Source organism: Halobacillus locisalis (genome assembly GCF_013694105.1).
Classification (GTDB): domain Bacteria; phylum Bacillota; class Bacilli; order Bacillales; family Halobacillaceae; genus Halobacillus; species Halobacillus locisalis.
In genome coordinates, this window is sequence record NZ_JACEFG010000001.1 from 181944 (window position 1) to 207012 (window position 25069).

At 44.9% G+C, this 25069-nt stretch carries 30 protein-coding genes, 1 riboswitch and 1 other annotated feature; all 30 genes read left to right on the forward strand.

All coding sequences use genetic code 11. The annotated features are described in order from the left end of the window. The 30 genes from H0266_RS00860 to H0266_RS01005 all read left to right on the forward strand — a co-directional run bounded on the left by H0266_RS00860 (window position 1) and on the right by H0266_RS01005 (window position 25063). On the forward strand, window positions 1-1041 hold the full coding sequence (locus tag H0266_RS00860; RefSeq protein WP_181470505.1) for a type IV pilus twitching motility protein PilT: 1041 nt from the start codon (window positions 1-3) through the stop codon (window positions 1039-1041). After that, entirely contained in the window at window positions 1042-2247 is a 1206-nt protein-coding gene (locus H0266_RS00865) for a type II secretion system F family protein (protein ID WP_181470506.1), read from the forward strand. A 78-nt stretch (window positions 2248-2325) separates the two neighbouring features. Next, a riboswitch (cyclic di-GMP riboswitch) is annotated at window positions 2326-2408 on the forward strand. A gap of 56 nt (window positions 2409-2464) precedes the next feature. Then, window positions 2465-2950, forward strand: coding sequence for a type II secretion system protein (locus H0266_RS00870; RefSeq protein ID WP_181470507.1), 486 nt, complete (start codon window positions 2465-2467; stop codon window positions 2948-2950). Between the two features lie 64 nt (window positions 2951-3014). Then, window positions 3015-3770 carry a prepilin peptidase gene (locus H0266_RS00875; RefSeq protein WP_181470508.1) on the forward strand — a complete coding sequence of 252 codons (756 nt, stop codon included), beginning with the start codon at window positions 3015-3017 and terminating at the stop codon, window positions 3768-3770. A 16-nt stretch (window positions 3771-3786) separates the two neighbouring features. Next, a complete protein-coding gene (gene pilM / locus H0266_RS00880; protein WP_181470509.1) occupies window positions 3787-4752 on the forward strand; it encodes a pilus assembly protein PilM in 966 nt (321 codons plus the stop codon). Between the two features lie 22 nt (window positions 4753-4774). Next, entirely contained in the window at window positions 4775-5377 is a 603-nt protein-coding gene (locus H0266_RS00885; RefSeq protein WP_181470510.1) for a hypothetical protein, read from the forward strand. Continuing rightward, window positions 5355-6131 carry a hypothetical protein gene (locus H0266_RS00890; RefSeq protein WP_181470511.1) on the forward strand — a complete coding sequence of 259 codons (777 nt, stop codon included), beginning with the start codon at window positions 5355-5357 and terminating at the stop codon, window positions 6129-6131. The genes H0266_RS00885 and H0266_RS00890 overlap by 23 nt, the downstream gene beginning before the upstream one ends. A 129-nt stretch (window positions 6132-6260) precedes the next feature. Then, entirely contained in the window at window positions 6261-7091 is an 831-nt protein-coding gene (locus tag H0266_RS00895; RefSeq protein ID WP_181470512.1) for an SPOR domain-containing protein, read from the forward strand. A gap of 160 nt (window positions 7092-7251) precedes the next feature. Next, window positions 7252-7818, forward strand: a complete 567-nt coding sequence (locus tag H0266_RS00900) for a Maf family protein (RefSeq protein ID WP_181470513.1) — start codon at window positions 7252-7254, stop codon at window positions 7816-7818. A 62-nt stretch (window positions 7819-7880) separates the two neighbouring features. Continuing rightward, window positions 7881-8552: a RadC family protein gene (gene radC, locus H0266_RS00905; protein WP_181471683.1), complete on the forward strand. Its 672-nt coding sequence runs from the start codon at window positions 7881-7883 to the stop codon at window positions 8550-8552. A gap of 158 nt (window positions 8553-8710) precedes the next feature. Beyond that, on the forward strand, window positions 8711-9751 hold the full coding sequence (locus H0266_RS00910; protein WP_181470514.1) for a rod shape-determining protein: 1041 nt from the start codon (window positions 8711-8713) through the stop codon (window positions 9749-9751). Between the two features lie 11 nt (window positions 9752-9762). Then, complete coding sequence (gene mreC / locus H0266_RS00915; protein ID WP_181470515.1) at window positions 9763-10644, forward strand: rod shape-determining protein MreC; 882 nt, start codon at window positions 9763-9765, stop codon at window positions 10642-10644. After that, entirely contained in the window at window positions 10641-11168 is a 528-nt protein-coding gene (mreD, locus tag H0266_RS00920) for a rod shape-determining protein MreD (RefSeq protein WP_181470516.1), read from the forward strand. The genes mreC and mreD overlap by 4 nt, the downstream gene beginning before the upstream one ends. Window positions 11169-11220: 52 nt before the next feature. After that, entirely contained in the window at window positions 11221-11883 is a 663-nt protein-coding gene (gene minC, locus H0266_RS00925) for a septum site-determining protein MinC (protein WP_181470517.1), read from the forward strand. Then, window positions 11876-12673 carry a septum site-determining protein MinD gene (gene minD / locus H0266_RS00930; RefSeq protein WP_181470518.1) on the forward strand — a complete coding sequence of 266 codons (798 nt, stop codon included), beginning with the start codon at window positions 11876-11878 and terminating at the stop codon, window positions 12671-12673. Before minC ends, minD begins: the two co-directional genes overlap by 8 nt. A 410-nt stretch (window positions 12674-13083) precedes the next feature. Next, window positions 13084-13827 (forward strand): peptidoglycan DD-metalloendopeptidase family protein, encoded by a 744-nt coding sequence (locus H0266_RS19670; protein ID WP_343063176.1) that lies wholly within the window; start codon window positions 13084-13086, stop codon window positions 13825-13827. Continuing rightward, a complete protein-coding gene (locus H0266_RS00940) occupies window positions 13814-14668 on the forward strand; it encodes a site-2 protease family protein (RefSeq protein WP_181470520.1) in 855 nt (284 codons plus the stop codon). Before H0266_RS19670 ends, H0266_RS00940 begins: the two co-directional genes overlap by 14 nt. Window positions 14669-14676: 8 nt before the next feature. Next, window positions 14677-16098, forward strand: a complete 1422-nt coding sequence (locus tag H0266_RS00945) for a ribonuclease E/G (RefSeq protein ID WP_181470521.1) — start codon at window positions 14677-14679, stop codon at window positions 16096-16098. Window positions 16099-16134: 36 nt separating this feature from the next. Beyond that, window positions 16135-16206, forward strand: a sequence feature (ribosomal protein L21 leader region). A gap of 13 nt (window positions 16207-16219) precedes the next feature. Further along, on the forward strand, window positions 16220-16528 hold the full coding sequence (gene rplU, locus H0266_RS00950) for a 50S ribosomal protein L21 (RefSeq protein WP_181470522.1): 309 nt from the start codon (window positions 16220-16222) through the stop codon (window positions 16526-16528). A 12-nt stretch (window positions 16529-16540) separates the two neighbouring features. After that, the gene (locus H0266_RS00955; RefSeq protein ID WP_181470523.1) at window positions 16541-16870 is read left to right on the forward strand and encodes a ribosomal-processing cysteine protease Prp; all 330 of its coding nucleotides are present in this window, start codon (window positions 16541-16543) and stop codon (window positions 16868-16870) included. 14 nt (window positions 16871-16884) lie between these two features. After that, the gene (gene rpmA, locus H0266_RS00960; RefSeq protein ID WP_181470524.1) at window positions 16885-17175 is read left to right on the forward strand and encodes a 50S ribosomal protein L27; all 291 of its coding nucleotides are present in this window, start codon (window positions 16885-16887) and stop codon (window positions 17173-17175) included. A gap of 186 nt (window positions 17176-17361) precedes the next feature. Beyond that, complete coding sequence (locus H0266_RS00965; protein ID WP_181470525.1) at window positions 17362-17883, forward strand: Spo0B domain-containing protein; 522 nt, start codon at window positions 17362-17364, stop codon at window positions 17881-17883. Window positions 17884-17896: 13 nt separating this feature from the next. Beyond that, window positions 17897-19177 carry a GTPase ObgE gene (gene obgE / locus H0266_RS00970; protein WP_181470526.1) on the forward strand — a complete coding sequence of 427 codons (1281 nt, stop codon included), beginning with the start codon at window positions 17897-17899 and terminating at the stop codon, window positions 19175-19177. Between the two features lie 16 nt (window positions 19178-19193). Beyond that, entirely contained in the window at window positions 19194-19643 is a 450-nt protein-coding gene (locus H0266_RS00975; protein ID WP_181470527.1) for an ACT domain-containing protein, read from the forward strand. Window positions 19644-19656: 13 nt separating this feature from the next. Continuing rightward, entirely contained in the window at window positions 19657-20532 is an 876-nt protein-coding gene (gene pheA, locus H0266_RS00980) for a prephenate dehydratase (RefSeq protein WP_181470528.1), read from the forward strand. A gap of 290 nt (window positions 20533-20822) precedes the next feature. Then, window positions 20823-21881: a SafA/ExsA family spore coat assembly protein gene (gene safA, locus H0266_RS19675; RefSeq protein WP_181470529.1), complete on the forward strand. Its 1059-nt coding sequence runs from the start codon at window positions 20823-20825 to the stop codon at window positions 21879-21881. Beyond that, window positions 21871-22830, forward strand: coding sequence for a phosphotransferase (locus H0266_RS00990; protein WP_181470530.1), 960 nt, complete (start codon window positions 21871-21873; stop codon window positions 22828-22830). The genes safA and H0266_RS00990 overlap by 11 nt, the downstream gene beginning before the upstream one ends. Window positions 22831-22867: 37 nt before the next feature. After that, complete coding sequence (gene nadE, locus H0266_RS00995) at window positions 22868-23605, forward strand: NAD(+) synthase (protein ID WP_181470531.1); 738 nt, start codon at window positions 22868-22870, stop codon at window positions 23603-23605. Window positions 23606-23674: 69 nt separating this feature from the next. Further along, window positions 23675-24229 carry a YhcN/YlaJ family sporulation lipoprotein gene (locus tag H0266_RS01000; protein WP_181470532.1) on the forward strand — a complete coding sequence of 185 codons (555 nt, stop codon included), beginning with the start codon at window positions 23675-23677 and terminating at the stop codon, window positions 24227-24229. Window positions 24230-24310: 81 nt separating this feature from the next. Beyond that, the gene (locus H0266_RS01005; protein ID WP_181470533.1) at window positions 24311-25063 is read left to right on the forward strand and encodes a YebC/PmpR family DNA-binding transcriptional regulator; all 753 of its coding nucleotides are present in this window, start codon (window positions 24311-24313) and stop codon (window positions 25061-25063) included. The last annotated feature ends 6 nt before the right edge of the window (window positions 25064-25069 follow it).

Consider the following 25069-nt stretch of genomic DNA (forward strand, 5'->3'; position numbering starts at 1 on the left):
ATGAAAGAACGCCTTGATCATTTACTGACAGCAGCATTCAAATTAGAAGCTTCAGACATCCACGTAACGGTGGGTGTGCCACCGATCTTCCGTTTGCACGGAGAATTGAAGCAGTACGGAAAAGAAGTGCTGAAGCCGAAGCATACAGAAGAGATGGCAAAAGCGATTTTGTCAGAAGAGTTGTGGGAGCAATTGAAGGATAAAGGTGAGCTCGACTTTTCCTACGGGATCCCAGGCGTATCACGCTTTCGTATAAATGCTTATCACCAGCGAAACTGCATTTCTCTGGCTGTACGGATTGTTCCAACGGAGATTCCGTCTCTTGAGGACTTGCGTATGCCGGAAATATTGACGAAAGTCGCTCAAGCTCAACAAGGATTGGTTTTAGTGACAGGTCCAACGGGAAGTGGGAAGAGTACGACTCTTGCCGCTATGATCGATTATATGAATAAGCAGATGCGCAGACACATCATTACTCTTGAAGATCCCATTGAATATTTGCATTCTCACCAGTATTGCATCATCGATCAAAGAGAAATCGGCTTTGATACAAAAAACTTCGCAAATGGCTTGCGCGCTTGTTTGCGTCAAGATCCTGATGTGATTCTTGTCGGAGAAATGCGGGACCTTGAGACGATTTCGACAGCGATTACGGCGGCTGAGACCGGACATTTGGTATTAGGGACCCTACATACAACAGGAGCGGCGGCAACGATCGATCGAATCATCGACGTGTTTCCGCCCGAGCAGCAACCACAAGTACGGATCCAACTCGCAAGCGTGCTGGAGTCGATTGTCTCCCAACGTCTTTTCCAAACGAAAGATCGTAAAGGACGGCGAGCGGCTACAGAAATCCTAAGAAATACGTCAGCGGTGAAGAATTTGATTCGGAACGAAAAGATCCACCAAATTCAGAACGTCATCCAAACGGCTAAGTCGGAAGGGATGCATACGCTCGAAATGTCTGTGAAGGAATTACTGGATGAGAACGTGATTACCGAAGAAGTAGCCGGACCGTTTCTTCAAGAAAGAGGGATGTAGATGGCCTACTTTACGTACAAAGGCCGTGATCGTCGTGGTCGTTTGAAGGAAGGTCGATTAAAAGCGGGCAGTCAACGGGAAGCGACCGCTCTCTTGCGTGAAGATGGTGTGACTCCTTTTCAAGTTTCACAAATGGATGGCCTATTATTTAAGGACATTCATTTAGGGAATCCTGTTAAGAACCAAGATTTCGTCATCTATTTGCGCCAATTCTCAACATTGATAGATGCAGGGATTTCCTTGATCGAGGCCACTTATATATTGAAAGACCAGACTTCGAGTCGAGGACTGAAAAAGACACTTTCCGAAGTAGCTGATGATTTAGAAGCTGGACACGCTTTCTCGGACGCAGCTGCTAAGCATCGTAAAGTCTTTCCGCTTATGTTCATCAACATGATGAAAGCAGGGGAAGTCGGCGGTAATATTGATGAAATCCTTGAGCGAATGGCGATGTATTATGAAAAGCAGTATGAACTGCGTCAGAAAATCGTCTCTGCGTTATCTTACCCATTGGTTGTCGGGATGATTGCTTTTGCTATTGTGATTTTCATGCTCAGCTTCGTCGTACCACGGTTCGCCAGTATGTTTTCGTCCTTTGCAAGTGACATTCCTCCGTTTACACAGTTTGTGTTAGGTCTTGGAGACTTCTTCAGTTCATTCTGGTGGGCATTTATCTTTCTGCCTGTCATCTTGTACCTGATCTATAAGTACAGTTTGAAGTATGAAAGGTTCGCGTACGTTGTAGACTATGCCAAAATGCGTGTTCCTTACTTTGGGGGTCTCGTTCAAAAAGCGGCATTGGCGCGTATGACGCGAACGCTTAGTTCCCTTTTTAACAGTTCTGTTCCAGTGCTGGAGGCTGTTCAGATCACCGAGCGGATTGTCGAGAACAAAGTGATTGAAGAAGAGCTGCAAAAAGCGCGTGAGTCTTTGGAGAGTGGGGAATCCATGGCTAAGCCTTTAACAGAACACTGGGCTTTTCCGAGCATGGTGACACAAATGATCAGCGTCGGTGAAAAGACGGGTGCTTTAGATCAAATGCTAAATAAAGCGGCCGATTTCTACGAACGTGAAATCGATCATGCAACAGACCGGATCAAAGCTCTGATTGAACCGATTATGATTGTGATATTGGCTTTGATTGTCGGTGCGATTGTGATGGCCATCGCCGTTCCGATGTTCTCAATCTTTGAAAATATTCAATAACATATTTTTACTAAAATTTAGCATATCGAATGTAGCCAATAGTATTGTAGTGTAGTATCATTGAATCAGAACGAATGTCATAGTTTTGGATGTGATGATCAGTTATTTGTAGGTGGGCACTTAAATAACTGGGAGCAAGTAGTGCAACCGGCCGGAGAACGCTTCAGTATGCAGTTTTCTGGCTTTTTTTATAATTAAATATAAAGGGGAGAAAGTAATGAAAGCTTTATTGAAGAGTCGTTTGAAGAACGACAGAGGTTTTACGCTTGTTGAATTGTTGGCGGTTATTGTGATTTTAGGGATTATTGCAGCGATTGCTGTGCCTAGTATTGGTGGAGTGATTGAGCGTTCAAAACAAGACGCTACTGTTGCAAATGCTGAGCAAATTTTAGAGGCGTCTCGACTTATGGTAGTAGCAGAAAATGTATCTCCTGGATCCTCAGGAGCTGATCCTGTGGTTATAACATTGGAAGGCACACATGATCCTAGTGTTGACAACTTTGGTTTAATTGAGGGTGGGTATATTGAAAACGGCTTGGCTGACACAGAAGGAAATCCATATGGTACAGCTCAAGTTTGGTATTATAATAATGGAACAAACCCAGTGTACACAATAAGATTGGAAGGAACTAACTATACTATTGGGGCCTCATCTCCTGTATCAAAAGCGGATTTGGACCGTGACTCTGTTGAAGTGAAGTAACTAGAAAAATCCCTCAAGCGAGGGATTTTCTTCTACATAAAATTAAAATTAGGAGAACATTCCCATGACAACATTCCTCACCATTTATTTCTTCATCCTCGGCACCATCCTCGGTTCCTTCTACAACGTCGTAGGCCTACGTTTACCGAACGGAGAACTATTTAAAGAAGAACGCTCTTACTGCCCCAAGTGCCACAAAACGCTTACATGGTATGAATTGATCCCGATTCTATCCTTTCTCTTCCAAAAAGGACGATGCAGGAACTGCAAGCAAAACATATCTCCGCTTTATCCAACGATGGAACTGTTAAGTGGATTTACGTTTACTCTCAGCTATTATCTTTTGGGTTGGCAGTTGGAGTTGTTGCTCGCTATTTTATTAGTCTCGGTTTTTCATATGATCATAGTGTCCGATATCGCCTACATGATCATTCCGAATCGGCTTTTGCTTTTCTTCTTTGTGCTATTCCTGATTTATCGCATCATTGATCCGTTGACCCCTTGGTGGTCCTCGATCATTGGTGGTGTAGGGGGGATCGTTTTAACCGCTGCAATCATCTTAGCGAGTAAAGGTGGTATGGGTGGGGGCGATATGAAGCTTTTCGGACTGCTTGGTTTTGTTTTAGGTTGGCAATTGCTGCTTGTTACGTATTTCTTATCGACATTGATCGGGGCGGTCGTAAGTGGTGTTTTACTTGCGACAGGGGTAATCCAACGAAAGAACCCGATTCCGTTTGGTCCTTTTATCGTTCTTGGGGCGAGTTTTGCCTTTTTTTCTGGTAGAATGATCATAGACTGGTACTTACAAACTTTCTTCTAAGGTGGAGGTCGTCGTTGTGTTTGGTTGGAAAAAAGATAAACGTGTACATATTGTAATCAAAGATCATACCGTTCGTTACGTGATTGCTCCACCAGCTGATCCTTCACGAATTGAAGCTTATGGGGAAGAGTTTTTACCAAACGACATGGTACAGGATGGGATCATTCAGCATATTCGTCGCTTTGAAATGGTGGTCGAGGATATTGTAGCAAAGCATCGATTGAAGAACGCTCCATTGTTTTTCTGCGTACCGGATTCTTCTGTCATCCTCCGTCATTTATCCGTTCCAAGTGAGGTAGAGGACGATGCGATCAAAGGATACTTGTATCAACAGCTAGGAGAAACGATACACTTGCCGTTTGAACAACCCGTCTTCGATTATGTGAAAATGAGCGACGATGATCGCGAGAAGGAAGTGTTCGTCGTCGCCTATCCTCAAGATAAAATTCAGCAGATGGAAGAGAGCTTTGTTGTATCGAACTTGAAGCCGCAAGCGGCCGACCTCTCATCTTTATCTGTCTATAGAGTGTATGAAAAGCTGACGTTTACGACAGAGGATGAACATTTGCTTGTCGTCGAGTGGAACATTGATGGAATCTCGTTGACCGCTTTTCATAATGGTGTTCCACAGTTTTCTAGGCAAATGAAATCCTCGTTAGCGACGAATGAATGGAAATCCTTTTCGGCAGACGGCAAGCATCAATTGCACTGGACGGGTGAAATTGCCGATATAGAGGGTTATGTCACAGATCAACTCGGTGAATTGACGCGTATATTGAACTTTTATCAGTTTTCCGTTATGAAAGGCCAAGCGGCTATTACACGGGTTGTGTTGGCTGGCGACTGGGCGTATTTTGACGAATTACATAATAGAGTGTCAGAGAGAATAAGTGTCCCTGTAGATACGGTTTCGTTGGATCAGTTAGATATCCAACTGCCAGACCGTTATGCGGACGCTGTCGGATTAATCTACAAAGAATAGGAAAGTTAGGCTTGCAGGAGTGATGGTCGTGCTCATAGATATCAATCTACTAGAAGAAAAAGAACAACCGAATCGACTCCCTTTGTTCACGATTGGCTTAGGCATTTTGCTTCTATTTTTAATAGGGGCTGTTTTCTTATGGCAGAACCAAGTGCTCTCAACAGAGCAAGAGCGTCTTCAAGAAGAAGTGCAGATGCTGCAGGCAGAACAAGCGAACTATCAAGCGGTTGGGGAGGATGTTGAACAAGAACAGCGCAGAGAGCTGGTCGAGGCTGCCAATCAAATGGACGATGCGGTGTTTCCGACGGTCGCTTTAGTGGAACGGATGATTGCCTTGCTTCCAGAACGCGGCTATTTTCAGTCGTATGTGTTCGATAATAGTGGTTTATTGGATATTCAGGTGCGTTTCGACTCCTTGCAAGAGGTAGCGGCCTATACGAATGCCTTATCGGAAGAGCGTTACGTCGATGCTGTTGAAGTGGGCAATATACTTACTGAATCAGTGGATGAGGACCTCAATCAGTTCGAATATCGTCCCAGATATATTGCGACTTATGCAGTTACGATACATAAGCAGTTATTCCGAGAGGAGGTGACGGCTGATGCGAATGGAGTGGACTCGTAATCAGTTTTTCACCCTTCTGATTACCATAGTCGTCGTAGTGGGGATAAGCTTCATAATGTATCAATTCTTTTATCTACCAGAGAAAAAAGAAGTCACCCAATTAGAGGAAACCGTTGCGACAGAATCTCAGCTTCTTCAAGTACTTGAACAAGAACAGAGTGAGGAAGAAGAGGTCATTTCTTTGGCAACTTCAAGAGAGGTCCAAAGCAAGCTTCCTGTATTGAAAGCTCCAGATCAAATGTTGCTTGCGTTGGAGCGTGCAGAATCTGTCTCGAATAGTTTTATAGAAAGTATTGCTGTCAATTCTTCAGCAGTTTTGACACCAGAGGAAGAACCATCCTCTTTAGATGTTGATTCAGATATTGGTGAAGACGAGGGTCCAGTAACTGATGTTGACCCAGAAGTGGAACAGACGGAAGCTCCTTTACCTGTTGGTGTTTCCTCGATGACGTTTGATTTGTCTGTAGCATCTCAAAACTTCACAGACCTGATGTCGTTCTTAAGTGAAGTGATGGATAGCTCGAGAATCGTGAGTATCGAGTCCGTCAGCTTTAATGATGACCGCATTATCGAGGGCGAATTGACATATTTCTTTTATTTCGTCACGTTGTCGGCTTATTATTACCCTGGTTTGGATGAGCTTGAAGATGAATTGCCGGAGTACCATTACAATACAGAATCGAACAAACAAAATCCATTTCCTTATGGAGACGGTGAGACGAACTTGAATGAGGCTGAACAGTCTGAAAACTAGGCTTTTCTAGTAGTGTCCCTCCTGCTTTCTCTATGAAAAAACTTGTCGAAGACGTAGTGACAAATTTCACCGTTCTTTTTATCACTGCTGTGATAGGGTTTAGACAAACCTGGCGGGAGTGAGTGAAGGATGAGTTCAAAAAATAAGATATCCATTTCATTTAGAGAAAACCAACGAAATACAAATCAGACCGTGAAGCGGGCAAAAGATGAACAAGCTGCTTCAGCAGAGCCGGACGATGACAAGGAATGGACGGAGAAGCCGAAAGTCTACTCTCTACCTGTGCCCAAGAAAAAAAGGCGGCCCTCGGCGATCAAACCCATCCTTGTTTCGACAGCGACGGCTCTTCTGATCAGTTTTGGTTTAGGCTTCTTATTATTACGGATGTTTGTTTCGTTGACCGATGAAACGACGAACGGATCTGAATCCATGCCGGTACCGGCGACGTCTACGGGGTCTTCGACGGAAGAAACAGCCACTATCGGTACTTCTACATTGGATGGCTATGTCATTCAGGCAGGGGTTTTTTCTACCGAAGAAAAAGCGACAGAATGGAAGATGAAGTTGACGGCCTCGGCCGTTTCTTCCGCGATTTGGGAACGGGACGGGCAGTATTATTTATTTGTAGGCAGCGCCGGTTCTGAGGCCGAAGCGAATGAGATTGCGGATGATTTGTCAGCAAGGGATGTTGAGACTTATGTGAAGCCGTGGACCGTTCTGAGTGAGCGTACGTCCATCGAAGGTGTCGAAGCGGAAATTGCTGAACAAGTCGGTGATTATGTGGAAGATCACAAGATGAATGAGTTAACAGAAGAACAGCGCCAGGCGTATTTGTTGACCCTGGAAGACAAAGCACCCGATTCCCCGCTTCTAGATCTGTTTAAGAATTGGGAATCATCGGACAAGCAACAATTGAATTGGATTCATGCTTCCAAAGCTTTTGAAGAAATCACCGAATAACGATTTTCAAGGTCATGTACGTTACGAAAAGACTCGATTCAGGAGTCTTTTCTTTATTTTTTCGACTGGTCTGTCCATAGAAAATCCAATTATCACGATTAAAAATATTGTAGGTCTTCCTGTAAAATAACAATACCTCATGTAGAAAGGGCGAGATAGTATGCCAGTACTAGTGCTAGGGTCACAGTCACCAAGAAGAAAAGAGTTGTTGAGTAAGGCTGGATTCGAATTTGATGTGAGATCTTCCAATGTGGATGAAACGTTACCGGGCGGAGTTTTACCTGAAGAAGCCGTATTGATGTTAGCAGAGAGAAAGAGTGAAGCGTTAGAAGTGAGAGAAGGGGAAGTTGTCCTGACTTCTGATACGGTCGTGGCAAAGGACGACTTGATTTTAGGGAAGCCTTCTAGCGTTGAAGAAGCCTTTGACACTTTACGTGCTCTGAGTGGAGAGACACATCAAGTGTGGACAGGTGTCACCATACGTAGCCGGTCCATAACGGCAAGTTTTGCTGTTCGAACCGACGTGACCTTCTTCCAGCTTGAAGACAAAGAAATCCGGGACTATTTGAAAACGGATGAGGCTTGGGATAAAGCGGGTGGATACGGCATTCAAGGAAAGGGTGGTTTATTCGTCGAAAAAGTGAACGGAGACTATTATAGCGTGGTAGGTCTACCGATTGCTAGAGTTGTCCGTGAATTGAAACCGTTTGGCATCTATCCCTCTTGAACATGTCTACATGAGGAATGGTTTTAAGAAAGGGAGCGAATGGATTGCCTGAGATCAGTGTCATGTTAAAGGACGTTCCGAGAGAGGATCGACCTAGAGAACGTCTTCTTGAAATAGGGGCTTCTCATTTATCGAATCAGGAGCTGCTGGCGATTTTGTTAGGGAGCGGGACCAAACAAGAGTCGGTCACGGAACTTGCCAAGCGACTGTTGATTCATTTTGAGGGTCTGATGTTGCTGAAAGGCGCGACGGTAGAAGAATTGACATCTATTCGCGGAATAGGAGTCGCGAAAGCGGTGGTCATCCTAGCCGCAATCGAAATGGGCAGACGCATGCAACAAATGAAGCCAGCTGAACGGTACATCATCCGTAGTCCAGAAGATGGAGCGGATTTTGTCATGGAGGAGATGAGGGATTTGAAACAGGAACACTTCATCTGCCTTTTTCTGAACACGAAGAATCAAGTCCTGCATAGACAAACGGTGTTCATCGGGAGTTTGAATGCCTCGATCGTCCACCCTCGTGAAGTCTTCAAAGAAGCAGTGAAACGGTCCGCTGCTTCGATTATTTGCGCACATAACCACCCCTCAGGAGACCCCACTCCATCTCAAGAAGATATCCAAGTGACAAGGCGGCTTCAGGAGTGTGGAAAGATGATCGGAATTGAATTATTGGACCACCTCGTAATCGGAGATCGTAAATTTGTTTCATTAAAAGAAAAAGGCTACCTCTAAACACTATCTATTTTTCTCGTTTTTTCGTATAATTAAATAAATGGAAATTAAAAGCGCCAATTATAGGGTTCACTATAAATTGGCGCTTCTTCTAGTCCAAATTATAGGTAAGGCGTGACCCGAGCAGAAGAAGCGGGCAAGTAGAAAGGAAGATATTATTGGGTCTATTTGGATTCTCTCAAGACTTAGGCATTGATCTAGGAACTGCGAATACATTAGTGTTCTTAAAAAATAAAGGGGTTATTGTACGAGAACCCTCTGTAGTAGCGAAAAACACACAAACAGGCGACGTGGAAGCGGTCGGTAATGATGCGAGAAATATGATCGGACGTACACCAGGCTACATATCTGTCATCCGTCCAATGAAAGACGGAGTCATCGCGGATTACGATACGACCGCACAAATGATGAAGTATTATATTAAAAAGGCGTTGAAGACGCGTTCTTCTTTTGCCAGCAAACCGAATGTGATGGTTTGTGTGCCTTCAGGTATTACGATGGTTGAAGAGCGTGCGGTGCTTGATGCAACGAAGCAGGCCGGAGCAAAAGAAGCGTATCCGATTGCAGAGCCATTCGCCGCGGCGATCGGTGCTGGATTACCTGTATGGGAACCAACGGGTAGCATGGTTGTCGATATTGGTGGAGGCACGACAGAAGTGGCCATCATCTCGTTAGGTGGAATTGTGACGAGCCAGTCGATTCGTGTAGCAGGAGATGAAATGGACGATGCGATCATCCAGCATGTCCGTAAACGGTACAATTTGATGATTGGTGTCCGCACAGCGGAAGAAGTGAAAATGGAACTAGGCGGAGCAGGAAATGTGAACGTCGGTGAAGAAATGGATATCAGAGGTCGTGATCTCTTAAGCGGTTTGCCGAAGACGATCACCATCCAATCCGAGGAAATCATCGGAGCGTTGAAAGATACAGTCGATACCATTATAGAAACCGTGAAAAACACCTTAGAGAAGACACCTCCAGAACTATCAGCGGACATTATGGAACGCGGGATCGTGCTAACTGGAGGAGGAGCATTACTGAAAAACCTCGATACAGTCATTAGTGAAGAAACGAACATGCCGGTCTTTATTGCCGATGAACCCCTTGATTGCGTAGCGATTGGAACTGGGAAATCGCTTGAATATATTCAACACTTTAAGTCACAGCCCAATGTGGCAACTAGGGCTAAGACGGACTAGGCGCAAGCTTTATGCCATCACTATTTCGTAGAAAAAGACTAATGGTTGTGTTGATCGGTTTTATCGTACTTGTCGCATTGATCGGTTTTTCAATCAGGGACCGTGATGCGTTGAGTACACCTGAGAAATTTCTTCAAGATACTGTAGGGTGGATGCAGACCATCTTCCAGAAACCAGTCAGCCTGGTGGATGGAACCATTGAGAACATTCAAGATATGTTCCAAGTATATGAGCAAAATCAAGTGTTAAAAGCACGCTTATCTGAATATAAAGGCGTTATTGAAAATAATCAGCGTTTGACGAGTGAAAATGAAGAGCTCAGACAAACCATGGAAAAATCAGAAGCCTTGAGTGACTATTCTCCGATTCAAGCAACCGTCATCGCAAGAAGTTCAGAACGATGGTTCAAGCAAATGACCATTAATAGAGGGGAAGAACATGGCGTGGAGAAAGACATGGCCGTGATGACGAGTGACGGTCTAGTCGGAAAAATCAAGTCGGCAGGGGCCTTCCATTCGACCGTTCAATTGCTGAGCGGTTTCGATCGTTCAAATAAGATTTCTTCTTGGATCGTGCGGGAAGAACAAGATGAAGCCTTCGGATTGATTGAAGGATATGACGATGAAACAGGTCGCTTGTTGCTGGAAGGTATCAAGTTGGACGAGGTCGTAGAAAAAGGAGACACCGTCATTTCATCAGGTCTTGGTGGAGTCTTCCCAAGTGATTTACGCATTGGAACGGTAGAAGAGGTCGTGAACGATCAATTCGGCTTGACGAAAACAGCCTATGTTGAACCGTTTGCTGACTTATTCGATATCAATCACGTGATTGTTGTAGATCGAGCGGCTGAATCGATCGAAAACGCTGGTGTAAATGAGGGAGAAGAATCATGAAGAGGTACGTGATTGCTCTCTTTTGTTTAATTTTGCTCGTTTTACAGGGCATGGCGATGAGCTGGTTACCAGCGAACCTTATCTATTCTGATTTATTGATCACGCCTCATTGGGTTTTAGGCTTTCTTATCATTCTTGCCATCTTCTTCGACCGGGATGACACGTATTTTGCGGTTTGGTTAGGGTTATGGTTCGGGTTGTTGATCGATGTCGTCTATACAGGGGTTCTGGGCGTGTATATGGTAACCTACACAGTAGTGATCTATGTCGTCCACGGACTGAATAAGTGGCTGCATAGTAATTTTTTCGGATCCTCCGTGTTGGCGATTCTGGGTGTGGCATTAGCCGATACATGTCTGTATGTCATCTACTCCTTTGTTCAAATCACTTCGATGACATGGGGCGATTACGGCTTGATGAGGCTATTGCCGACGCTGGCAGCAAATATGATATTTTTTGTTATCCTTTATCCAATAGTAAAAGAGCGAATCTCCCTGTGGTCAGAGGAGTTAATGAATACGTAGGAAATGTCTAAGGTTGAGGTGAAATCCTGTGGTAGCGAATATTCAAAAGATCATGATTAAAGGAACGCGTGATGGGTTGACTTTACAATTGGATGATCAATGTAGATTCGAAGAGCTTTTGCGTGAACTGGAAGAGAAACTATCGATGAACGGTCTGGCGGATGATGAACCGATGATTCGGGTTTCGATTCAAGTCGGAAAGCGTTATTTATCGGACGAGCAAAAAGAGCAGCTTACTGAAATCATCCGGGAAAAACAGAAGCTTGTCGTTGATCAGATCGAGTCTGAGGTCATAACGAAGCAAGAAGCACTAGATTGGAAAGAGCATTCACAAATCACGCCGGTCGTACGTACCATCCGGTCCGGCCAAGTGGAACATGTGACGGGTGATCTTTTGCTTATTGGGGATGTGAATCCCGGCGGACAAGTCGAAGCCACAGGAAATATCTTTGTCTTGGGTAAATTACGTGGAATCGCTCATGCAGGAATCAACGGTGATGCAAGAGCTGTCATTGCTGCATCTTATATGCAGCCTAGTCAATTAAGGATTGCCGATCAAGTAAGTCGTTCGCCAGATTATGAATCTGAAGGGGTTTATATGGAGAGCGGATTCATTGATGAGCAAGAAGAGAAAATCCGTATCGACCGCTTGCAAGAAGTGGTTAAGAAACGACCGGATTTGGCAAGTTTTGAAAGGAGAATGCTGAATGGGTGAAGCGATTGTAATAACCTCCGGTAAGGGAGGGGTTGGAAAAACAACGACGACAGCCAACCTTGGGACCGCTTTGGCCTTGCAGAATAAGAAAGTGTGTCTCGTTGATACCGACATCGGACTTCGGAACTTAGATGTCGTCATGGGATTAGAAAATCGAATCATTTACGACATTGTCGATGTAGTCAATGAGCGCTGTAAAACGAAGCAAGCATTGATTACGGATAAGCGGTTCGATTGCCTTCACTTATTACCTGCTGCACAAACTTCTGATAAATCAGAAGTGACTCCTGAGGCGATCAAAGCTATTGTAGACGAATTAAAACAGGATTATGATTACATCGTCATCGACTGTCCAGCGGGAATAGAACAGGGTTACAAGAATGCCGTAGCCGGTGCTGACCGTGCGATTGTCGTGACAACTCCCGAAAAATCAAGCGTGCGTGATGCGGATCGCATCATCGGACTGTTGGAACAAGAGGACATCGAATCTCCGAAACTAGTCATTAACCGAATCCGTAACCATATGATGAAAAATGGAGACATGTTGGAAGTGGATGAAATTGTTTCGGTTCTTTCGATCGATTTACTAGGGATTATCATTGACGACGATGCCGTGATCAAAGCGGCTAACAGCGGCGAACCTGTCGCGATGAAACCTGATTCGAAAGCATCGATTGCGTATCGTAATATTGCGCGCAGGATTTTAGGGGAAGCTGTGCCGTTACAGAACCTTGATGAAGAGTCAGGAGTGTTCGCTAAAGTGAAACGCTTCTTCGGAATTCGTTCATAAAAATAGGGTCTTACGTGCTTCACAGAAGCGTAATAGAAAAGAGCAGCTCTGTATAACAGATGTCTGCTCTTTTTTGTGCGTTCAATATTTTATTTCGGACATTTATACAAGCTATTCGGACAACAGATGTGCGATTTCAGACTTCTACCTGTTCAATCCGGACAAGCGACCTTCTAATTCGGACATTCACTCTCGATTCGGACAATTGATTCACTTAATCGGACATTTACTCCACCAATTTGGACAGGTAGCAAGCTTTTTCGGACGCCCACCCTCCAACAACAGACTTTCGCAAACCTTCGAGTGAAAGTGGTCCGACCAAGGAAGTCATAACTTCCTCCCCTTGTCCATAGAATGATAGAAAAAGGTGGACAAGAGAGGGGATCATTGTGAAAAAGGATATCCGCAGTGTGCGAAAGAATATAGTGGAACGGAAAAAGAAGCGAGTTCAAGGAAATACATCATCACAAAGCTCAAGACCATTTCTCCCGCCCCAGGATGAAGAGGTACACGGTTTTCCACCTCTGATCACGTCAAATGGATCAGGGCAAAGACCCCAGAATGAAGGAAAGAGGACGAACTATTTAGCGGTTCAAGTCGTCTTGGCTGTTCTTCTTTTTGCGACAGTCGCGATTGGTAAAAATACCGACGTCGCGTTACTTGATGGACCTGAACAATGGGTGAGCAGTCAGCTTCAGGATGATTTCCCATTTGCAAAAGTGTCAGCGTGGTATAGTGACCGCTTCGGGGGTGCGCTCGAAGTCATTTCGGACGAGCCTGGGCCACAAACCGATCTCGCATTGCCCGTTAACGGATCCGTCACAACCTCGTTTCAAAACGATGGAAAAGGGATAAGAATGGCTGTCGATAGTGGTTCGCCGGTTCAATCGGTGAAAGAAGGGACCGTCGTGTTTGCTGGTAATGATGAAGATACAGGAAAGACAGTCATTCTTCAGCACGAGGACGGAAGTAAGAGTATCTATGGATTTTTATCCGATATAGAAGTTTATTTATATGAGAATATACCGGCGGAGCATACATTAGGAACGGTGCAAGATGAGGCGGGGCAGTCAGTCGAAATTTTCTTTGGAATCGAACAAAATGATCAATATGTCGATCCAGTAAAGGTTATTAAAGTTGATGAAAGTTCCTAAGCTTACGAACGCGATTCATATCCACCCGCTTTTCTTTTTACTTGCGTTTTCCGCCTTCCTCACAGGGGCCATTTATCAATTCTGTGTTTTGTTCGGAATCGTATTGATCCATGAATGTGGACATTATTATATGGCGAAATATTATGGGTGGCGCGTATCACGTATTGAAATTTGGTTGTTTGGAGGAGCGGTGGTGAGTGAGGAGCATCAAAGCCGTCCGTTCCGCGAACAACTTCATGTGGTATTAGCAGGCCCAGCTCAGCATATCTGGATTTACGGGCTGTTAGTTGGATGTGAGTGGCTTTTCGGATCGCATCCTTTAGTGACGACAGCTCTTTACTATAATGGAATCATTTTGTTGTTTAATTTATTACCCATATGGCCTTTGGACGGAGGGAAATTGATTTTCTATCTCTTTTCTCAATGGGCGACATTCAGGAATACGCAGCTGCTCACGCTTGCGTTTTCTTTCTGTCTCTTCCTTTTATTATGCGGTTGGATGACGGCAGGAGAACATTGGACGCTCGCTAGTGTCTGGTTAGCCGCATTTCTATTGCTTGAGAATCTTCTAGAATGGAAGCGTAGGTCATATGTGTTGATGAGGTACCTTCTTTACCGTTCGACCGATCCATCCCCCCTCCCTGTGCGCTATCTTTCTGTGAATGGTGATGTCCTTGTACGTGACGTACTGAAAAATGTGAGGGTGAACCTCAACCACGTGTATGTATTGAAACATCGTGAGGGTTCTTATATAGTGGATGAACAGGAATGCTTACAGGCTTTTTTTCGCATGCAACAAGCGAATTTGCGACTGGTAGACATTCCAAATAGCTCACAATGAGGGATTCTATGCGTAAAATCGTGATACATACAACTCCTAGCGAGAGATCAGGTGTAGTGGTCGAGGACGGACGCGTTAGCGAAGTGATTTATGACCGGCCCGGCGACAACGTGCGTCCGGGCTCTATTTATGTAGGAAAGGTTGTTACCGTCCATAAAGGGTTACAGGCGGCTTTTGTGGATATAGGTGAAGAGAAGCATGCTTTTCTGAAGAAAGAGGCGGTGCCTTGGGTCTCTGAGAATATAGAGGCTACCCTTAGAGAAGGGGAGGAGCTCTATGTTCAAGTTGTTAAAGAGCCGCTCGGTGACAAAGGGGCACAGGTGAGTGCAGATGTCACTGTACCTGGCTTGTATTCGGTCTATCAACCTTACGGGGGTCATATCGCTATCTCTCGCAAGTTGTCCACCGAAGAGGCTGATTCGCTTAGACTATCGGTTGGAGAAACATTGGATGATACGGAAGGTGCGATTATTCGAACGGCTGCTTCCCGTATATCGAGAGACACCCTGATCGAGGAGCTCGAGTCCTTGAAGAGATGGTGGAAGAAGAAAAGCGAGAAGCCTAATAAGGGACCATTACTAATTCATGAGGATGAACGCTTACCCGATCAACTCATTCGCAAATATCCGGTTCATTCCATTGAGGAAATCGTCATCGAAGACGTGCAGGTGGCAAAAGCAATGCGAGAGCGTTATCCTTCTGTTGCTTCACTCATTCAGTGGGAGAAGTCTCCGACGATTGGTGAACGATCCGTGAATGAATGGCAAGATGATCTGACAAGCCGAAACGTCGCAATCGAAGACGGAATCGAGCTCGTCTTCGACCAAACCGAAGCGATGACGGTCATTGATGTCAATAGTCATCAATATCAAGGGAAAGCGATGACGAACTCTTATGCGTTCGATGTCAATAAACGGGCGGCAAACGAAATTCAACGTCAAATCCGATTGCGGAATTTATCTGGCATCATCATTGTCGACTTTTTATCGATGAGGGAACCATCGTTAGAAAAGAAGCTGCTCGCCCATATGAAGAAGCAAGTGGCTAAAGATCCAGTGAAAACGAGTGTGCTCGGCGTTACGAAGCTCGGGTTGATGGAGATGACCCGTAAGAGACAATCTTTAAGCCTCCCTCATTTGTTCACGGAACGGAAGCAGGTATATACGACTGAGACGATGGTGTACCGACTAGAACGCGAGCTGCTCGCGCGCTCCCGGTCATCGGCAGAAGCGGTTCTGCTTACGGTCCACCCGTCTATGAATGAGAAAAAACGATTGCTTTCTTCTTCGATTTCTAGTAGAATTCCACAGGAGCTGTTTGTTAGGCAAGATCCATCGATCATTGGCTATCAAATTGAGCTTGAAGGGTCCGTAAGCATGGTGCGTGATGTGATTGAATCTCGTCAGTATCATGTTGACAACTTGTTTTGAGATGTGGTAGTATTGTTTTGTTATTCAAGTAGCACTCCGATGCTACAACCGCGCAGAACAGGTTCTTAAACCGATTTCGGTACCTGAATGGCGAGTCTGAGTAAATTGAGGAGGTGCAGGTATGTACGCAATTATTGAAACTGGTGGTAAGCAAGTAAAAGTTGAAAAAGGCCAGGAAATCTACGTTGAGAAAGTGGACGCAGAAGCTGGTGAAACAGTTACATTCGAAAACGTTCTATTCGTAGGCGGAGATTCAGCGAAAGTTGGCGCTCCATACGTTGATGGTGCTTCTGTAACGGCTAAAGTTGAGAAACAAGGTCGTCAAAAGAAACTAACTGTCTTCAAATACAAGCCTAAGAAGAACTACAAGCGCAAACAAGGTCACCGTCAGCCGTACACGAAACTTGTCGTTGAAGATATCAACGCGTAAGGTTCGTAACGGATGATACACGTTACTGTGTTTCGCACTCAAGGTTCCATTACGGGTTTTGAAGTTTCTGGACATGCCGAAAGCGGTCCTTATGGACATGATCTCGTTTGTTCAGCTGTTTCAGCGGTAACCTTCGGGTCCGTCAATGCTGTAATGAAGCTTTGTGAAATCGAACCTGATGTCCAGCAAGGCGGTGAAGGTGGGTATCTGAAGATTACTTTACCTGATGGCTTACATCATGATATTCATGAGAAAGCCCAAATCTTACTTGAAGGCATGCAGGTGTCCTTAGAGACGATTGAATATGATTACGATCAATATATTAAAATTTCTCACCGATAAGGAGGTGAAGACTCATGCTACGTCTTGATTTGCAGTTTTTCGCCCAGAAGAAGGGTGTAGGTAGTACAAAGAACGGCCGTGACTCTGAGTCTAAGCGTCTTGGAGCTAAGCGTGCAGACGGACAACAAGCTTCTGCAGGTTCAATCCTTTACCGTCAACGCGGTACGAAGGTTTACCCTGGAGCGAACGTTGGCCGTGGTGGAGATGACACATTATTCGCGAAAGTGGATGGTGTTGTTAAATTCGAACGTTACGGACGTAACCGCAAAAAAGTTAGCGTTTATCCTGTAGCCCAGGAAGCGTAAGCGAATATTGTATGGTTTCATACGTATGAAGGAAGCCACGCTATGCATCATGCATAAGCGTGGCTTTTTTTATTGTATTCTTATTCCTCTTATTTTGTAATGACTATGTAAGAGGAAGGTTTTAGTTTCCTTCGTAACTCTGCTATACTTTTTATTATCATGAGATGAGCGAGGGAGCTGGACGTATTGGATGAACAGGAAATGGTTACGGTACTCCGACATAAGCGTCATGACTGGATGAATCAAATTCAGTTGATTCAGGGTTATGCCTCTTTAGGTAAGCAAGACCGTCTGATGGAACAATTAGAGGAAGTGAAAGAAGAAGGAGAGCAAGAGAGACGCCTTCTGAACTCTGGAGCACCGCATTTTTCCTTATGGTTGCTTTCGTTTAATTGGAAACAAGAGCAATTCAGGATTCGCTTTCAATTGAAGGAAGAAGATATTGATTTATCCCGTCATGATTCTGTCATAATCGCTTATGTAAAGAGAATGCTAGAACTATTGGATGCTTATAAAGTAGAAGATGAGTTGTACGAAGGAACGTTAATTGTGTACCGGGGATATCAGCCTTCTACGTTTAGTTTGAGTTGGGAGTGGGAAGGTTCATTCCTGCATGCAGAAGAATTGAAACAAAAGCTCGATCAGGAAGGCTTTATTTCAACGATATTTGAAGATCGTGAGCTATCCATCGAGATGACGATAGAATGAAGAGGTGAAGAGTATGTTTGTCGATCAGGTCAAAGTATTTGTAAAAGGTGGAGACGGCGGGAATGGTCTCGTTGCGTACCGTCGTGAGAAATATGTTCCGATGGGTGGTCCTGCCGGAGGAGACGGTGGAAATGGCGGAGATGTCGTTTTTGAAGTGGATGAAGGATTGAATACGTTAATGGACTTCCGTTATCAACACCATTTCAAAGCAAAACGCGGTGAAAACGGAATGAACCAAAAGCAACACGGAAAGAATTCAGATCCATTCGTAATCAGTGTCCCGCCTGGAACGACGGTGAAGAATGCTGAAACCGGCCGTGTGATTGCCGATTTAACCGAACATAAGCAACGGGCCGTTATAGCAAAAGGAGGTCGTGGTGGTCGAGGAAACGCTCGATTTGCGACAGCCAGAAACCCGGCACCAGAAATTGCTGAAAACGGGGAGCCAGGAGAAGAGCTGGACGTTGTCGTCGAGTTGAAGCTGCTCGCGGATGTGGGGCTGGTCGGTTTTCCGAGTGTAGGAAAATCAACCTTGCTATCAGTCGTTTCAGCGGCGAAACCGAAAGTAGCGGATTATCACTTTACGACGTTGTCTCCTAACCTCGGCGTGGTCGAAAGCCAAGACCATCGTAGCTTTGTCATGGCGGACTTGCCAGGGCTAATTGAAGGGGCGCATGAGGGGATAGGGCTTGGTCATCAGTTCCTCAGACACGTAGACCGCACACGTCTATTATTACATGTCATTGATATGTCTGGCATGGAAGGAAGAGATCCTTACGAAGATTATGTAACCATCAACAACGAATTATCATCGTATGACCAACGCTTAGAAAACCGCCCTCAAATTATTGTTGCAAACAAAATGGATATGCCGGATGCGAAAGAGCATTTAGAGATGTTCAAAGAGCAGGTAGAGGGCGATGTGACGATTTATCCGATTTCAACGGTGACAAGAGATGGTATTGACGACCTTCTATACGCCGTGGCAGACCTTCTCGATGAAATTCCGAAGAATGAAGAACCTGTCGAAGAAGTCGAGGAACGTGTCATCTATAAGTTCGAAAAAGAAGAAGCTCCGTTCAAAGTTACGCGTGCCGACGATGGCGCTTACGTGTTATATGGAGAAAAAATCGAATCGCTATTCAAACGGACGGATTTCTCAAGAGACCAATCGATCAACCGTTTCGCCCGTCAAATGCGTGGCATGGGTGTCGATGAAGCGCTGCGTAAGCGTGGGGCGAAAGACGGGGATACAGTTCGCTTGATGGATTATGAATTCGAGTTTGTCGACTAATAAGGAGGACGTGCAAATGGCGGATTACAATGAAAAATTTTATTTAGTCCGTAGCGATATCCTCCCTGAAGCGATGAAGAAAACCATCGATGCGAAAGCTTTGCTGGAAAGGGGAAAAGTGGACTCGATTTTTGATGCCGTGCATCAAGTCGGCTTATCCAGAAGTGCTTTCTATAAATATAGAGATGCCGTCTTCCCTTTCCAGGCTATGGTAAAAGAGCAGATGATCACGTTGTTTTTCCATCTTGAGGACCGGGCAGGAACGTTGTCGAACTTGTTGCAGACCGTGGCTGACTCCGGGTGTAACGTCTTGACGATCCATCAGACGATTCCCTTGCAAGGAAAAGCGAACGTGACATTATCGTTGAACACAACAGGACTCGTTGGATCGATTGAACAGTTATTGCAGAAGTTGCATAAGCTTGATTTTGTCGATCGTGTAGAAATTCTAAGTTCAGGAGCATAAGGGAGAGGAAGACATGGGAGAACAACGAATTGGTTTTTTAGGACCTAAAGGAACGTTTACGAAAATGGCGGTCGATGCTTTGTTTGATGGAGGCACGTTTGTTAGTTACGAAAGCATTCCTGCCTGTTTGGACGCTGTAGAGAACGGGGATGTGCAAACGGGTGTCGTTCCTTTGGAAAATGCGATTGAAGGCTCGGTGCATTTGACGATTGATTATCTAGTTCACCAAGTGGATCAGTCCATCATTGCTGAATTGACAGTTCCCATTAAGCAGCATTTACTTGTCCATCCGAATCAGAAGAACCAACCGATCGAGCGCATCTATTCACACAGTCATGCAATTGCGCAGTGCCATCAATATTTGCATAAACATTACCCAGAAGCAGAAATCGAGTACACGGCTTCCACAGGTCGTGCAGCTGAAATCGTAGCTGAACAGGGGCCAGGTATTGCAGCCATAGGCAATCATCTAGCGGCAGAAGAAAATGGACTGACAATCATCGATACAAATATTCACGATTATGACAATAACCATACACGGTTTGCTGTTGTTCAGAAGCAACCCGAAACATTGAAAGTGAAAGATCACCCGGTTTCGACTCAAAAAACGACGGTGATGGTCACACTTCCGAAGGACTATGTCGGGGCACTCCATCAAGTCTTAGCGGCTTTTGCGTGGAGGAAAATGAACTTGTCGAAAATTGAATCGAGGCCGATGAAAACAGGGCTTGGCAATTACTTTTTCCTCATCGATGTCGATCAACCTTATGATCAAGTGCTTTTCCCGGGCGTACAGGCTGAACTATCGGCTCTCGGGTGTGAATTGAAAGTGCTCGGAACTTATCCAAGTTATCAAATAGATGTCCCGACTCCAGTAGAAAAAGCTTAAAAGTGAAACTTACAATCAGTAGGTTCCTGCGGATTGTAAGTTGATCAATCGGTCCTTTGCAAGGTTTTTTCCTCATCTACTAATGAGGAATACTCTTACATATGTAAAGGTGACATAAAAAAATAGACCTCCGAAACCCTTGTCAAACCTGGGGATTCGGAGGTTTTTTTATTTTTAAAAGAAAGAATCTTAGGCGTTTTCATCAATCTTTTGTCTCCCGTTGCATAGAGTGTTATGAAGCTATTATTGTCTTATTGCTTTTACAGATTCACAGGAAGGGAGTTGCAATTGTGAGAATTCACATTGTACAAAAGGGAGATACGCTCTGGAACATTGCCAAGAAGTATGGGGTGGACTTTGAAGAGGTAAAAGCCATGAATACCCAGCTTTCCAATCCTGATATGATCATGCCGGGTATGAAAATCAAAGTTCCCCAAGGGACCAAACCTGTTAAGAAAGAAACACAAATGAAGCCAGCGAAAAAAGAAATGCCAGCGAAGCCTCCGTATAAAGATACGTCGCCGAAACCGATTCCTGTCATCAAAGAGGACGAGAAAAAGCCTGTCACAAAAGGCGTTATGGAAAAACCGATGATGCCGATGCAACCGGCTCCACAACCCATCAACATGAATATGCAAATGCCTAGCATCGATCAGCAGATGCAAAATTATTACACGACTTTCCACCTGCCACAGATGCCGATGCCAGAGCAACCGCAGGCGCAACCGGAAGAAGAATCTCCGGAAGAATCTCCGGTCGTAAAAGGGGAACAAACGGCGCCTGCTCCACAACCGCAGATGCCGATGCAACCACAATTGGTTCACACAGATTTCTACTGCTGTCCGCCGCACCCGATGCATCCCATGCAAATGCCGATGCACCATCAAATGCCGATGCACCATCAAATGCCAATGCATCATCAAATGCCGATGCAACCCGGCTATGGTCCGATGGTTGGGGGGCAAGGCTTTGAAGAGAGTTCCTCCGATCAGGTCGGTGGTATGCAAGCCGGCGGAGATTGTGGATGTGGAGGAGGTCAAGGACCTGGTCAACAAGCCTATGGTCCGATGATGGGGCACGGTGGCGCAATGCCATACGGTCAACAACCGTTCATGCAACAACCTTATTCACAGCAGCCGTTCATGCAACAGCCTTATGGTGGCCACCAGCCATATGGACCGGGTCCATACGGTCAACAGCCACAAGGGTCGCACCAGCCTGCTCAAGGACCGTGGCAGCCACAACCATATGGTGGTTCCCAAGGCATGCCAGGGCAGTCGTGGAACCCGAATCAAATGGGGCAATGGAATCCAGGTGCTTGGAGGGACGATGATGTAGATGAGGACTGATCATCGAAAAGGCGATTCATATACGGATCGCCTTTTTCATTGGTTGAACCATGAAGAAGGATTACCGATCACTTTGGATAAAGTCATCAAACCCAAAGTGTACAAAATACGCATGAACCATTCTCCTATGATATTAAAAGGATATCGACGCCCTCATGTCCTACTTCAACAGATTGAGTTTTTTAAACATTGGAATTATGCATCGACCTTAGCAGCAAGACCCATCCCCTTCGCGGACAGATCCGATACTAAAAGCAAACTCGGTTGTGAATGGGGGCTGTTTGAGTGGATAGACGGCAAGCATGCTGACTTCGGGGTTGATCATGATCGAAAAGCAGCTGTTCAAGTCATGCAACAATTTCATAAGACCTCAAAAGGGATTGCCGTTCTAGCGATCCCTAAAGATCCATTATATATCAAGTGGGAAAGGCGTCTCGAGCAATTTGAAGAGACGCGAGATGTTTTTGTAGACGCTAGAAAAACAAAACTTTTCAATGAACTGCATACTTGTATGCTTCAACAACTAGAGCGTTTCTCTAATCACCCGTGGGGAGAGGTCGAAGAAAAGGCATGGGAGAATCATGAATGGCTGCACGGTGATGTCGCTCACCACAACTTTCTATCTGGTTCAGACAATCAAATGTCGCTGATTGACTTTGATCTGCTTCATACGGGACCTATCCTCTATGACTATATCCAGTTGGGGCAACGTTTCCTCCCTTACGTTGAAACAAAACAGGCGGTATTATTCTCCTATTTTAAACATATGGAGAATCGTGAATTGTGGTTGCAGGGTGTCCGTGTACCTGCTGACTTATTGAGAGAATGGTTATTCGGCTACCGGCGAAGTTTAAGGGGAGAGGCATCTTTCTCGAAACAGTTGAGAAAACTGGATAAGGCGTGGTCGAGCCGCAAGATGTTTGTCCAATCCACAGACAATATGCTATGATTTAGTCATAACATTGTGTGAAAGGATGAACAATCCTGTGGAGAAAAAAGTAGAGCAAATCGTGACGTGGTTACGAGAGAAAGCGGATAAAGCAAATGTAGAGGGCTTACTTGTTGGAGTCAGTGGAGGAATCGATTCGGCTGTAGTGGCGAATTTGATTAAGAAAGCCTTCCCGAACCAGTCTCTAGGTGTCATTATGCCTTGTAAAAGTCAGTCAAGCGACCAGGACCATGCACAAAAAGTGATTGAAGCCTGTGATTTGAAATCCACGACTGTGGATTTAACAGAAACGCATAACGTGTTATTTGGAACCATCAAGGATCAGTTACAGCAGTCAAGCGATTTCAACGAAGAGCAAGAGCAGATTGCCGATGCCAATTTGCGTGCCCGGTTGCGTATGAGTACGCTTTATACAATTGCGACGAACCATAAGTATTTAGTCGTTGGTACCGATAATGCTGCAGAATGGTACACGGGGTACTTCACGAAGTATGGAGACGGCGGTGTGGATCTCGTCCCATTATCTAATCTGACCAAAGGGGAAGTCCGTGAAATGGCGGAATACCTAGGTGTTCCTCATGAGATTATCCATAAACAACCAAGCGCAGGGCTTTGGGAAGGTCAGACGGATGAGAATGAAATGGGCACGAGTTACGAAATGATTGATAAACACCTGAAGGGTGAAGAAATCCCTGAAAAAGATCGTGAAGTGATCGAATCTATGCATAAACGATCCGCTCATAAACGTCAAATGCCTCCAGCTCCACCGCAATAAGCTTGGTGAATATTAACAGACTATAAACATCCTCCTTAACCCATAGTAAGGGAAAAAGGAGGATTTTTTATGTGGAGAATGATATTTGTCATCCTGTTCTTCAGCTTCACTCTTGTTGCCTGCAACAATAATGAAGAGGCTACCGATACAGGAGACAACAACGATCAATACGAACCATTGCAATACGGAGCAGATGAGGGAATCGAACGTAGAGGTCAAATCCCGACTGGGAAAGACAGCTACTTTAAACGGACGGCGGAAGAGGAATTTCGTAATTCAAGATACGGGCAAACCAACCAATCGCACGACAACGCTTTTAATAATGAAGATGCAATGGATATTATGGAAAAAGTGAATGAACTGGATGAAATTACGATGACACAGGCATTCACAACGGATGACAAGGCGTATATAGCGGTTATGATCAATCCGTATAACAACCGCGATCATACAATTTCAGAACGCGTCCGTGCCAAAGCACAAGAAGTAACGGATAAAAAAGTCGTGATCTGGACGAACAACAACAATTGGGACAATATGAAAGATGTCAATGCCCGCCTGAAAGCATCCAAAGCTCCAGATGAAATCAGGGATCGAATCGTTCATTTCTTCCAGAGGGATTAACCCAGCCGCATTCTTTAACCTTTAGAGGGACCTATGGTATATTGATAAAGGAAAAGATTTGCTTTGGAGAGGAGAATGTCCATGGCTGGTCATTCAAAATGGAGTAACATAAAACACCGAAAAGGTGCACAAGACAAAAAACGCGGGAAGCTCTTTATGAAGCTCGCTCGTGAAATTTACATGGCTGCGAAACAAGGCGGTGGAGACCCAGATACCAACCCTCCCCTGCGTCAAGCTGTCGATAAAGCGAGATCGAATAATATGCCGAACGAGAACGTCGATCGTGCGATTAAAAAAGCAACCGGCGACCTAGAAGGCGTGAATTATGAAGAATTCACCTATGAAGGGTACGGACCTGGAGGTGTAGCGGTGATGGTCAAAGTATTGACCGACAATAAAAACCGCACAGCTGCTGATGTACGCCATGCGTTCAATAAAAATGACGGCAACCTAGGGGAAAATGGGTGCGTCGCATTCATGTTCAACCGAAAAGGCTACATGGCCATCGACCGCACTGAAACAGAAGCGGATGAAGAGGACATGATGCTTGAAGTCATCGAAGCCGGTGCAGAAGAAATGGAAACGACAGACAGTCATTTTGAAATTTATACAGAACCAGAAACCTTCACTGAAGTGAAAAAGAGCTTGGAAGAGCAAGGCTATGACTTTACGACGAGTGAAGTGACCATGATTCCTGAAACGTACACTCCTTTGGAAGAAGAAGGGGTCGAAAAAATGTTGAAGCTGATTGATATGCTCGAAGATAATGAGGATGTACAAGAGGTGTACCATAATTTAGATGCGGATGAAGCGGTACTTGAGAAATTATCGTAACCTCCT